10 protein-coding genes are annotated in these 12,511 nt (G+C 60.2%); 8 read left to right on the top strand and 2 right to left on the bottom strand.

Annotated features, from left to right (window positions below; translation table 11 throughout):
* The first annotated feature begins 2 nt into the window (after nucleotides 1-2).
* The 3 genes from J2W17_RS18825 to J2W17_RS18815 are packed head-to-tail and all read left to right on the top strand — an operon-like array spanning nucleotide 3 to nucleotide 2,886.
* Complete coding sequence (locus J2W17_RS18825) at nucleotides 3-1,295, top strand: CaiB/BaiF CoA transferase family protein (RefSeq protein ID WP_307337360.1); 1,293 nt, start codon at nucleotides 3-5, stop codon at nucleotides 1,293-1,295.
* A gap of 21 nt (nucleotides 1,296-1,316) precedes the next feature.
* Nucleotides 1,317-2,081, top strand: coding sequence for a glucose 1-dehydrogenase (locus tag J2W17_RS18820; protein WP_307337357.1), 765 nt, complete (start codon nucleotides 1,317-1,319; stop codon nucleotides 2,079-2,081).
* Nucleotides 2,082-2,109: 28 nt separating this feature from the next.
* Nucleotides 2,110-2,886, top strand: coding sequence for an enoyl-CoA hydratase-related protein (locus J2W17_RS18815; RefSeq protein WP_307337354.1), 777 nt, complete (start codon nucleotides 2,110-2,112; stop codon nucleotides 2,884-2,886).
* Between the two features lie 236 nt (nucleotides 2,887-3,122).
* Here the strand turns inward: J2W17_RS18815 and J2W17_RS18810 are convergent, their stop codons facing one another.
* Both J2W17_RS18810 and J2W17_RS18805 read right to left on the bottom strand, forming a co-directional pair.
* A complete protein-coding gene (locus tag J2W17_RS18810) occupies nucleotides 3,123-4,358 on the bottom strand; it encodes a CaiB/BaiF CoA transferase family protein (protein WP_307337351.1) in 1,236 nt (411 codons plus the stop codon).
* Nucleotides 4,359-4,376: 18 nt separating this feature from the next.
* Nucleotides 4,377-5,177: a crotonase/enoyl-CoA hydratase family protein gene (locus J2W17_RS18805; protein ID WP_307337348.1), complete on the bottom strand. Its 801-nt coding sequence runs from the start codon at nucleotides 5,175-5,177 to the stop codon at nucleotides 4,377-4,379.
* Between the two features lie 273 nt (nucleotides 5,178-5,450).
* On the opposite strand from J2W17_RS18805, the gene J2W17_RS18800 reads away from it, so the two are divergent.
* The 5 genes from J2W17_RS18800 to J2W17_RS18780 are packed head-to-tail and all read left to right on the top strand — an operon-like array spanning nucleotide 5,451 to nucleotide 12,505.
* The gene (locus J2W17_RS18800; protein WP_307337345.1) at nucleotides 5,451-7,874 is read left to right on the top strand and encodes an alpha/beta fold hydrolase; all 2,424 of its coding nucleotides are present in this window, start codon (nucleotides 5,451-5,453) and stop codon (nucleotides 7,872-7,874) included.
* A gap of 51 nt (nucleotides 7,875-7,925) precedes the next feature.
* Nucleotides 7,926-9,536 carry an MFS transporter gene (locus tag J2W17_RS18795; RefSeq protein ID WP_307337342.1) on the top strand — a complete coding sequence of 537 codons (1,611 nt, stop codon included), beginning with the start codon at nucleotides 7,926-7,928 and terminating at the stop codon, nucleotides 9,534-9,536.
* Between the two features lie 58 nt (nucleotides 9,537-9,594).
* Complete coding sequence (locus J2W17_RS18790; RefSeq protein ID WP_307337339.1) at nucleotides 9,595-11,235, top strand: electron transfer flavoprotein-ubiquinone oxidoreductase; 1,641 nt, start codon at nucleotides 9,595-9,597, stop codon at nucleotides 11,233-11,235.
* Nucleotides 11,236-11,279: 44 nt separating this feature from the next.
* Nucleotides 11,280-12,056 (top strand): enoyl-CoA hydratase, encoded by a 777-nt coding sequence (locus J2W17_RS18785; RefSeq protein ID WP_307337335.1) that lies wholly within the window; start codon nucleotides 11,280-11,282, stop codon nucleotides 12,054-12,056.
* 8 nt (nucleotides 12,057-12,064) lie between these two features.
* The gene (locus J2W17_RS18780; protein ID WP_307337333.1) at nucleotides 12,065-12,505 is read left to right on the top strand and encodes a PaaI family thioesterase; all 441 of its coding nucleotides are present in this window, start codon (nucleotides 12,065-12,067) and stop codon (nucleotides 12,503-12,505) included.
* Nucleotides 12,506-12,511: the final 6 nt, after the last annotated feature.

The raw sequence follows: 12,511 nt of genomic DNA, 5'->3' as shown, positions 1-12,511 counted from the left end.
TCATGGCACAACGGGCATTGGCACAACCCACCGGCCCGCTGTCAGGGCTGCGTGTGATAGACCTCACAATTAACGTTCTGGGGCCAGTCGCCACACAGATACTGGGCGACATGGGGGCGGACGTCATCAAGGTGGAGCCGCCAACGGGCGACCAGAATCGGCAGAACGGGCCGGGCCGGAACCCTGGCATGTCGGTGTTCTACCTCATAATGAACCGCAACAAGCGCAGCGTCGTGCTCGATCTCAAGCAGCCGGAATGCATGGAGGCATTGCTCAAACTGGTTGAGACCGCCGATGTCATCGTGCACAGCATGCGTCCGAGCGCGGCCAAACGCCTGGGCATCTGTTACGAAAAAATCCGGGCACGCAATCCGAAGATCATCTACGCCTTTGCTCCCGGTTACCGAAGCGACGGACCAAACGCCAACATGCCGGCTTTCGACGACGTGATCCAGGGTGAAAGCGGTTTGGCAGCCATCAACCGTGACGCTGATGGCCGACCGCGATACTTCCCGACGGTAATCGTCGACAAGTTCTGCGGCTATGTCCTGGCGTCGTCCATCAGCATGGCGTTGCTGCACCGCGAACGCACGGGTGAGGGGCAGGAAGTGCGCGTGCCCATGATGGAGACCATGCTCCAGTTCAACCTGTTCGAGCACCTTTGGGAAGGTGCGTTGGGCAAATCGGACGGCCTGGGGTACACGCGCATGTTCTCCACCAATCGGCGCCCCTACTCGACCCGCGACGGCTATATCTGTCTGCTGGCGGTCAATGACGAACAGTGGCGGCGAGTATTGACGGCGATAGGTCGACCGGAACTGCTGACTGATCCGCGCTTTTGTCGCATGACGGAACGCATGCTCCATATCAACGAGCTGTACAGCATCCTCGGGGACGTGATCGCTACGCAGACCTCGGCGCATTGGGAAAAAATCTTCGATGAAGCCGACGTGCCGCATGGCCAGGTGCGCGAACTGCACGACCTGATGGACGACGAATATCTACGCGAAACCGAGTTTTTCAAGAAGGTTCAGCACCCGACCGAGGGCGAGCTGGTCATGACCTCGATTCCCGTGGAGTTTTCCGCCTCCCCAGGCAACGTGCGTTATTTGCCACCGAACCTGGGTGAACACAGTGACGAAATCCTTGGCGAACTTGGCTACAGCGCCGAGCAGATCACCTCACTGTGCGCCTCGCGTAACCAGGCTGCGGCACCGACGCACCCACCTGCACCGCTGCAACAAGCCGGCGCCGAGGGCATGATCGCCGAAACCGCGGCACAGCCGCGCCCCTGATAAAAAGCAAAGGTAGTGAAAATGAAAGGGTTGAAAGATAAGGTCGTGGTGGTAACTGGGGGCGCAGGCGGCATCGGCAGCGCCATTTGCAGGCGCTTCACCGAAGCAGGCGCCATTGTGGCGGTTTTCGACCTCAACGCCCAGGCGGCAAGTGCCCTGGTGGGCGAAATCGAAACCGCCGGTGGCCGTGCCCGCGATTACAGCGTGGACATCACCGACCACGAGGCGGTCCACGCCGCAGTCGAGCGTGTCGAGCAGGAGCTGGGCCCGATCGATGTACTGGTCAACAACGCCGGCTGGGACACAGGCGCGTTCTTCCTGCAGACCGAAAAACCGTTCTGGGACAAGGTCGTGGCCATCAACCTGTATGGACCATTGAACATGCACCATGCCGTCCTGCGCCGCATGAGTGAGCGCGGTCACGGTCGTGTGGTCAACATTTCCTCCGATGCGGGCCGCGTCGGCTCCTCGATGGAGGCTGTGTACTCCTTCTGCAAGGGCGGGCTGATCGCCTTCAGCAAAACCATGGCCCGGGAAATGGCCCGCCAGCAAATTCCGGTCAACGTGGTCTGTCCCGGGCCGACGGCCACGGCACTACTGGACAATCTTGCCCAAGGTGAGAAAGGCGAGAGGATCAAGGCGGGGCTGGTCAAGGCTGTGCCCTTCGGACGCATGGGCCAACCCGAGGACATCGCCGGAACGGTGCTGTTCCTGGCTAGCGACGACGCAGCGTTCATCACCGGCCAGGTGATCAGCGTTTCCGGCGGCTTGACGATGGTGGGCTGAGGCTCATTTTTTCCAAGAGGAGAGACACATGGAATTCAAAGATATTCTCTACACCGAAGACAATGGCATCGCGACCATCACCATCAATCGCCCTCAGGTCTACAACGCTTTCACCGCCGATACCTGTGAGGAATTGATCCAGGCGTTCAGCCTGGCCGGGTACAGCAAGGACATCGGCGTCGTCGTACTCACCGGTGCAGGTGACAAGGCATTCTGCACCGGCAGTGACCAATCGGGTGGCCGACACAAGGGTCGCGGCGTGGTTGGCCTGCCGATCGAAGAATTACAGAGCATTATTCGCGACATTCCCAAACCTGTGATCGCTCGAGTCAACGGCTACGCGATCGGCGGCGGCAACGTGCTGGTGACTTTGTGCGACCTCGCCATCGCTGCCGAGACTGCGCAACTGGGTCAGGTTGGCCCGAAAGTCGGCTCGGTGGACCCCGGCTTCGGCACCGCCCTGCTCGCCCGTCTGGCCGGCGACAAGCGTGCCCGCGAGATTTGGTATCTGTGCCGTCGTTATAGCGCCAAGCAAGCGCTGGACTGGGGCCTGGTCAACGCGGTGGTTCCGGCGGACGAGCTGGATGCCGAAGTCAAAAAATGGTGTGACGAAATCCTGCAGATGAGCCCGACCGCCATCGCCCTCGCCAAGCGTTCGTTCAACATGGACAACGAGAATATTCGCGGCATCGGCGCATTCGCGATGCAGGCCCTGGCCATGTATTACGAGACCGACGAATCCAAGGAAGGCGGCAACGCCTTTCGCGAGAAGCGCAAGCCTGAGTTCCGCAAATACGTCAAATGATCGACCGGATGAACGTACGGTGACCCATGCCCTCCGGTGAGCGCTGTGCCGGGGTTAACGCAGGTCATTGACGCAACTGAGCTTGGTACCCTTTTGCCGCCCGCCTTGTGCAGGCGGCATTTTTTTTGCCAGTGCTCTTAGTCCACCTGCGAATCGTCTGCTTGCCAAAAAAAATCCCGGCTGCGCGTACGGGCCGGGATTTATTCAGACGCTGGCAGCTATCACTAAGCCCTTCGTCAGATTACGCCTTTGTCACGCAGTGCTCGAATCTCACCTTCGTCCATGCCCAGCCATTCGCCCAGGAGGGTCTCGGTGTGCTCTCCCTGGGTGGGCGGTGCCTTGTAATCAACAATGGGCGTTGCCGAGAATTTCACCGGGTTGGCAACCATCCGCACTTTTCCATCGGCAGAAGCGGCATGGTGGCTTTCCACACACATTCCGCGCGCCTGAACATGAGGATCGGCGAACACTTGCTCCAGATTGTTGATTGGGCCTGCTGGCACGCCCGCCTTATCCAGGGCGTGCAGCAAGTCGAGCACTTTCCAAGCCGCCACCAGCGGCTCGAACACGTCCCCTAGCGCCCGGCGGTTGACCACCCGCAGCGAAATCTCGGCAAACCGGGCGTCAGTCGTCAACTCCGGATGACCCAGCACTTCGCAAAAGCGCGCGTACTGTTCGTTATTGCCGGCGACAATCATGATATCGCCGTCGGCACAGCGGAACATCCGCGAAGGCATGCCGCCGTTGCCCTCGGTGCCACGCCGCACGGGTACGTCTCCAGAGACCAGGTACTGAGAAGCATAGTGAGACGTCGATGCTATCAATGCATCCAGCAGGGCAATGTCGATGTGCTGACCGGGCGCTGCGTTGACGTCGCGAGCGTACAGCGCCGCCTGGATGGCGTAGGCCGCATACTGACCCGCCAGTATGTCAGCCAGGCTCGGTCCGGTTTTCATCGGGCCGCCGCCGGGGATATCATCCGGCAGGCCGGTGATGCTCATCAGTCCGCCCATGGCCTGAAAAATCGAGTCGTAACCCGGACGTGGCGCGTAAGGCCCCGTCTGCCCGAAGCCGGTCAGTGAACAGTAGATCAGGCGCGGGTTTTCTTCACTCAAAGAGGCATAGTCCAGGCCATACCGCTTAAGATCACCCACCTTGTAGTTCTCCAGCAGCACGTCGCACTTCGCGACGAGCTTGCGTACAAGCGCCTGTCCTTCGGGTTTCGCAATATCGCAGGTAATGGACTTCTTGTTGCGGTTGGTACTGATGTAGAACGAGGATTCACGGGTGTTGCGTCCCTCGGCGTCTTTCAGAAACGGCGGGCCGAACTGTCGCGAATCGTCGCCTTTTCCCGGACGCTCGATCTTGATCACCTCGGCGCCCAGGTCCGCAAGCATCTGCGCCGCCCAGGGTCCGGCGAGAATGCGGCTCATATCAAGCACGCGGATGTTGCTCAGCGGGCCTTTAGTCATCATGTTCTCCTCTTATTGTTATCGCCCAACAAAATGTGCAGGCCGCTTTTCGATGAAAGACTGCACACCTTCCTTGGCATCTTCGGTGTTGAACAACCGACGCTGGGTGTTGGCTATGGAAGCATACGCGGCCTGCCACCCGAAATTCACCGCCGTATGTGCATTGTGCAGGGTCGCTTGTACCGCGAGCGGGGCTTGCTCGGCGATACGTTCAGCCAGTGCGATAGCCCTTGGCAGCTCCTCGCCAACGGGTACGACCTCCTGCACGAAATTGAGCCGCAATGCTTCGGCGGCGTCGAACTCGTCACCGGTCAGCAAGAGCTTCATTGCGTTGCCCCAGCCGGCGCGTTCAACAAACCGGAACGTCGCACCGCAGCCAGCCATGATGCCGCGCTTGACCTCAATCTGGGAAAAGCGGCAATCCTGCGCGGCGATGACGATGTCAGCCGCAAGCATCAACTCGATGGCTACGGTGAAACTGATGCCCTTGAGCGCCATGACCACCGGTTTGCTGCGCAGTGGTTCGCGCAAGTTGAAGGGGTCGACTTCGGCTGGCGGGATATAAGGCTTGCCCTCTTTGCGAAGCGGCGCGCATTTGGGCATATCGAGCCCGGCGGTGAAATGGTCGCCTTCAGCGTACAACACGCCCACTCGCAGCTCAGGGTCCTGTTCCAGCCGCGTGTAGGCGGCGGCCAACTCGGCAAACATTTTCGGGGTAAAGCCATTGCGCTTCTCGGGACGATCGATCCCGATCAGCAACAGGGCTCCGCGTTGTTCCAGCTTGATCCGGCCATCTGGATCGCGTTGTGCCTCATTCATAGGTTCGTTCCTCGTTGAAAGAGCCGTCGGTACCGGGTTCGTTCTGGGCGCATTTGCGCGACCAGACCTCCAACCGAGCCAAATTTCCGCGGCAAAAAGCGGCCGCCGACAAGGCTGTAAAGTATCAAACTACTTCACATATTAGAACAACGGACCTATATTCGAACAACATTTTGCCTTGCCAACCTCATCGACATAAGTGCCATGACCGACAAGAACCGCTCTATCACGCTTGATTCAACCTCGATTTCGAGCCTTTCTCGGGCATGTGACGTGGTACATCATTGGGCGAGTGTCACGCCCTCTGCCCCCGCGCTGAGTGACGCGAGCCGCTCGCTGGACTACAGCCAGTTCGCGCTGGCTGTTGAAGAATTGGCCACCCTGATTTCAGGGCAAGGTGTCTTACCGGGTGACCGGGTACTCATTGTTGCCGAAAACAATATCGCCGCCGTCGTCGCCCTCTTCGCCTGCCAGCGCGTCAATGCATGGCCCGCGGTGGTGAATGCACGCCTGCCGGCAGCAGAGCTGGAGGGACTCAAGGCACTGGTCGAGCCCCGGCTCTCTCTGTACGCGGTGGAAGACAGCGAAGCGTGTGAAGCCCAGGCATCGAAAGCCGGCGCCGTGCCTGTCGAGGGTTTGCTCGCGGGGCCGGTCGCGCTCAGCGCTAGCGATACCACCGAAGCACAGCCGCCGTCGGCCGACACGAATGTGGGGCTGCTCATCTTTACCTCTGGCACCACCGGACAGCCCAAGGCCGTGATGCACAGCCACGGCGGGCTTCTGGCGCTCGGCTCGATCCTCAGTCGCTCGCGTCGCGTCAGCGCTACCGACTGCTACAACGGCGTCGCACCCCTTGCGCACATCATGGGAATCGCCAATCTCATGTCGGTGATGGCGGCAGGCGCCAGTCTGCGCCTGATGGCTCGCCTGGCGTTGCCGCAGCTGGCAGCCGGCATCGCCGACGGCAGTATTTCGCATCTGTCGTTCGTTCCGATCATCTACTCCCGGCTGCTCGATTACATCGTCGCCCAACGGCTGGACGTCTCGGGCCATCAGCTGCGCTACATCAGCTGCGGCGGTGCGCCGCTCGATGCCACCCTGCAACGGCGGGTCCAGTTGCTGTTCGGCATACCGTTGGTCAATGGCTATGGAATGACCGAGTGCGCACCGGGTGCCCGAACCCCGGGTGACCGCCTGAGCGAACCCGGCACTATCGGCTTCCCTGAAGAGGGCGTCGAGATCCGTTTCGTCGACGCCAAAGGCTGCGACGTGAGCGACGGCAGCATCGGTGAGCTATGGATGCGGGCGCCGGCAACGATGCTCGGCTACTACCGTAACCCGACGGAAACCGCTGCCACCTTGCGTCCTGGGGGATGGATCGCCACCGGGGACCTCGGCAAACGCCTTCCTGACGGCGCACTCGCCATTGCCGGTCGCCAGAAGGAAATGATCATCCGCTCAGGCTTCAACGTTTACCCCGCGGAAGTGGAAGCGGCGCTCAACAGCCTGCCAGGTGTTGCCGCCTCGGGCGTCGTGGGGCGAGCCCTTGCAGAAGGTGATGAAGAAGTCGTTGCGTTCGTCGAGCCACAAGCCGGCCACAAGATCGACGCGTCGAGTATCGACAACGCCTTGCGCGAGCTGATTGCACCTTACAAGCGACCAGGTCGTATCGTCATTCTGGAGCAATTGCCCCAAGGCAGCACAGGCAAGATCTGGAAAGCCAGGCTGGCGAGCCTGGCGGCGGCACTGGATGATGCGCCAAATGGTGGAGGACCCTCGCCTACGCCACTATATCGCGATGCACAACCTTGGCTGCTGCGCGCCGTCGACGCCCCGACACGCTCGCATTTTCTGCAGATTCCAGAGACACGGTTGCACTACCGCAGCTGGAACGCGAGCGATGCCGAGAAACCGGTTCTGCTGTTCGCTCACGGCTACCGGGCCAACAGCCACTGGTGGGATTTCATTGCGCCCTACTTCGTCGATCGCTATCGGGTTTTCGCAATGGATTTTTCCGGGATGGGCGAAAGCGGAGCTCGACAGACTTACAGCGCGCAGGCTTTCTCCGATGACCTGATCGCCATTCTCGAGAACGCGCTCGGCCCTGCCACCGTGGTCGGTCACAGCTATGGCGGTTTGCGCACGCTCAGCGTCTGCGCCCACCGACCGGATCTGGTCCGACGGGCCGTTATTCTCGACAGCCGGGTGCGTTTCCTCGATGAACCAAAGTCGAGCTTTCCGCTGCCGCCAGCGCGCAGCGGTCGGGCGCGGCATTACCCTGATTACGCGACCATTCGGGAGCGCTACCGGGTAATCCCCGACCAGCCGCTACCCCTCGCGGACACCTTTGAGCACGTTGCATTCCATTCCATCGCGCAGAGTCCCGAGGGCTGGCATTGGCGCCTTGATCCGACCCTACCGTTTACCCTGAATGAAAAAGATGGCGACACTTTGCTGGGAAGTATCGAAGTACCGGTGGACTTCGTTTACGGCGAAGAAAGCATCGTCGTCGAACGCTGGCGCGCCGAGCGAATCGCCTCTCGGTTACGTCACTGCCGAGGCGCTATTGGCATTCCCAACAGTCACCATCATCTGATGCTCGATCAGCCATTGGCTTTGGTGGCCGTCATCAGGGCACTGCTGGCACCCGTCGTCGAGCTAGCGGTTGACAGCAACCAAAAAACGCATTCAGAATAGTAAACACCGTTCATTATAATAAATAGGGGTCACACCCCCGACAGGCCCAGCATGCAGCCAGACGGATCCACAGGCCATCAAACAACGGCCGATAACCTGCCACCGTTGCGTTATGCGTTGTTTCGGGCCGTCTGGTGCGCAACGCTGACAGCGAACATCTGCCTGTGGATGCAGAACGTCGCGGCAGCGTGGTTGATGGTCCAGTTCGATCCCTCTCCGTTGATGGTGGCGCTGGTGCAGACGGCAATCACCTTGCCGGCTTTCCTCTTCGGTCTGCCGGCCGGCGTTTATGCCGACTTCATCGACAAGCGGCGGATCCTGATCGTCACTCACGCCTGGATGCTGGCTGCGACTGTGTTGCTCTTCTTGTTGTTGATCAATGATCAGCTTACGCCGTGGGGTCTCTTACTGTTGGCGTTCAGCCTCGGAACCGGCAGCGCGGTGAGTATCCCCGCCTGGCAGGCGACGACGTCGGATGCGGTGCCTCGCAGTGTTCTGGGCGCAGCCATCAATCTCAATGCGATCGCCTATAACGCAGCCCGTGCCGTGGGGCCCGCCCTCGCCGGCATCATCATTGCCAGTTCGAGCCTGCAATGGGTGTTCGCTCTGAACATCGTGTTGCTGGTGGCCGTGCTCGCGATATTCATTTTCGGGTATCGACCTGGCCCTACGACGCCTGCGCCAAGGGAGCCACTGCTGACCGCCATGCGTACCGGCCTGCGGTATGTTCGCCATGCGTATCCGCTGCATGGTCACATCCTGCGGACTTTGTTCTTCATCAGTTGCGCGAGCAGCCTCTGGGCCTTGCTGCCGTTGGTCGCTGGCGGCGACGAGGTGGGCGGCTACGGCCTGCTGGTGGGCAGTCTGGGCGCCGGCGCCGTTCTGGGCGGAGTCCTGCTCAACCAGTTCAGGTCGCGCATCAATAATCTGCAGCGCCTGGCGGCGATATCCAGCGTCATCTTCATGCTGGCAATGCTGGTTGCGGCCTGGACCCCCTTCCTCTACCTGACCAGCATCACCCTGGTATTAGCCGGCGCGGCCTGGATCAACTTCAATTCGACCACCAGTGCTGCCTACCAGACCACCCTCCCGGCCTGGGTGCGGGCGCGGGCATTGGCCATCTTCATGCTGACGTTCCAGGGTTCCATGGCCATTGGCGGCATGCTCTGGGGCGCAGTGGCCAACTACATGGGGGTTTCGTGGACGCTGACCCTTGCCGCGGGCTTGATCGCCATCGGTCTGTTTTTTACCCGTCATTATCCATTGCGCATGGGCCAGGAAGCCGAGGTGACCTTGTCGGCACACTGGGCGGAGCCACGCGTGTACGGCAGCCCGAATGCCAGTGACGGGCCGGTGGCGGTCCAGGTCGACTATCAGATTGTGGCCGAGCACCAGGATCGATTCTGCAATCAGCTGTTTCGCCTGGGGCGCATCCGCAAACGCGACGGCGCCAGCCACTGGCTCCTGTATCAGGATCTTGCCGACCCCCAGCGTTTCAGCGAGCGCTTCATCATTGCCTCCTGGGGCGAGCATCTGCTGCAGCGCCAAAGAAGCACGCTGGCTGATTTCGAGCAGGAAAGCCAACTGACACATTACCTGAAACCCGGGACTGTCCCTTCGGTGTCCCACTACCTGCTCGTCGCGACTGCGACGCTACCGTGAAACTGGTCGCCACCGCAGACGTGGCATAGGAGAAAATCTGTTGTCCGATCGTGAGTACATGGAATTTGACGTTGTCATCGTGGGCGCAGGCCCCTCCGGCCTGTCAGCGGCGTGCCGACTGAAACAGCTTGCCACTGATGCGGGCCGGGAGATCAGCGTGTGTGTGGTCGAAAAAGGTTCCGAGGTCGGCGCCCATATCCTCTCAGGCGCAGTGTTTGAAACTCGCGCCCTGGACGAGTTATTCCCCGATTGGCACGAACGGGGTGCGCCGCTCAACACGCCAGTGACCCGCGACGACATCTATCTGCTGCAGGGGCCGGATACCGCCACCCAGATACCGGCATTCTTTGTGCCCAAGACGATGCACAACGAAGGTAACTACATCATTTCGCTCGGTAATCTTTGCCGGTGGCTTGGCCAGCAGGCGGAGAACCTGGGCGTCGAGATCTACCCAGGCTTTGCGGCCCAGCAAGCGTTGATCGACAAAGCAGGCGTGGTGCGCGGCATTGTGACGGGTGACCTTGGGGTGGATCGTGACGGCCAGCCCAAAGATGGCCTGTACACACCCGGCATGGAATTGCGCGGCAAGTACACCTTGTTTGCCGAGGGCTGCCGTGGACACATTGGCAAACAACTGATCAAACAATATCAGCTCGATAGCGAGGCAGATGCCCAGCATTACGGAATAGGCGTCAAGGAAATCTGGGAAATCGACCCCACTCGGCACGAACCTGGGCTCGTGGTGCACACCGCAGGTTGGCCGCTCAATGACGACAATCCCGGCGGCTCTTTCCTTTATCACCTGGAAAACAACCAGGTGGTGGTCGGGCTGATTGTCGACCTGTCCTACAGCAACCCGTACCTGTCGCCGTTCGACGAATTCCAACGGTACAAGCATCACCCGGTGGTCGCACACTATCTGGAAGGCGGCAAACGCTTGTCCTACGGCGCCCGCGCCATTTGCAAGGGCGGTTTGAACTCGCTTCCAAAAATGATATTTCCTGGCGGCGCACTGATTGGCTGCGACCTTGGGACCCTGAATTTCGCCAAGATCAAAGGCAGCCATACCGCCATGAAGTCCGGCATGCTTGCTGCGCAAGCAGTAGCCGATGCCCTGCTCGCCGGCCGCGAAGGTGGCGACATGCTTCATGAATACGTCGAGGGCTTCAAGGCCAGTTGGCTGTACGACGAGTTGTTCCGTAGCCGCAACTTTGGTGCCGCCCTGCACAAGTTTGGCGCGCTGGCTGGCGGTGCTTTCAACTTCATTGACCAGAATGTCTTCGGCGGAAAGCTGCCGTTTACGCTCCACGACAACAAACCGGATCATGCCTGCCTCAAGCCTGCGGCCAAATCCGAAAAAATCAGCTACCCCAGACCGGACGGCAAGCTCAGCTTCGACAAGCTGTCGTCGGTGTTTCTCTCCAACACCAATCATGAAGAGGAACAACCTTGCCATTTAAGGCTCGCCGATCCGGATGTCCCCCTGACCAGCAACCTGCCGCTGTACGACGAGCCCGCGCAGCGGTATTGCCCGGCCGGCGTGTACGAAGTGGTGACGCAGGAGGACGGTCATAAGCGCTTCCAGATCAATGCGCAGAATTGCGTGCATTGCAAGACCTGCGACATCAAGGACCCTGCGCAAAACATCACGTGGGTGCCCCCTGAAGGCGCTGGCGGCCCCAACTACCCCAACATGTAACGCAACCCTGGCGCCTCAGCGCCTGCTTCCACAGGAGCGGAAATATGCCTTTTGAAACCCTCATCCTGGAAAAACAGGAAAATGTCGGCGTAGTACGCCTGAACCGACCAGAAGCCTACAACGCATTAAACGATCAGTTGATGGACGAGCTGACCACCGTGCTCGACGAGCTGGAGGCGGATGACACGATCGGCGCCATCGTGCTGATCGGCAGCGACAAGGCCTTCGCTGCCGGCGCAGACATCAAGATGATGCGCGAGTGGAGCATGATGGACGTCTTCAAGCGGCAGTTCATCACCGCCAACTGGGAGCGCGCCGCGTGCTGTCGTAAACCGGTAATCGCGGCGGTGAGTGGTCTGGCACTCGGTGGCGGTTGTGAGCTGGCGATGATGTGCGATGTCATCATCGCTGCCGATAACGCACGTTTCGCCCTGCCCGAAATCACTCTGGCGACCATTCCTGGCGCCGGAGGCACTCAACGTCTTACACGCGCCGTTGGCAAGTACAAGGCCATGGAAATGATCCTCAGTGGCCGTCCGATGCTGGCAGAAGAAGCCGAACGCAGCGGCCTGGTCAGCCGTGTGGTACCGCTCGCTGAACTTCGTAATGAGGCATTGGCATTGGCGGCCAAAATGGCTGGGTTCTCGCAACCGGTCGTGGCATTGGCCAAGGAATGCGTCAACAGGGCGTTTGAAAGCAGTCTCAGCGAAGGGGTTCTTTACGAGCGTCGTATGGCCTATGTCACGTTTGGCACCGAAGACCAGAGCGAAGGCCTGGCCGCATTCGTGGAAAAACGCCCGCCGCAATTCAAGCACCGTTAGGAGACCACATGGCTGATCACGACACCAGAAAAAGAGCCGTCCGTTACGCTGATTACCGTGTGGATGTTCCCTTTCTTGACTACCTGGATATCCTCGTCGAACCAGACCCCGAGCCCCCGTGCCTGGTTGTCGATCTGGAGCACAAACACCTCAATGGCGCTGGCCAGGCGCATGGGGGATTGATGATGACCCTGCTCGATATGGCCATGGCGGCAGCGGCCCGCACTTCAGATCCCAAATGCCGTTCATGTGTGACGGTGGAAATGAAAACCAATTTCCTGCGTCCTGGTGGCGCCGCCGGGAGACTGTCGGCACGTGGCCGGTTGCGATACGCCAGCAAGAGTCTCGCATTTTGCGACGGCGACCTGTTTGATGAGCAAGGACGGCTTGTGGCCAGCGCCAGCGGGACCTTCAAGTTCGTCCACCTGCCCGGTGACGATGCTCCGTGAGCAGTA

The sequence above is a fragment of the Pseudomonas lini genome (assembly GCF_030812475.1).
Lineage (GTDB): Bacteria > Pseudomonadota > Gammaproteobacteria > Pseudomonadales > Pseudomonadaceae > Aquipseudomonas > Aquipseudomonas lini_A.
This window is presented reverse-complemented; position numbering and strand designations above follow the sequence as displayed.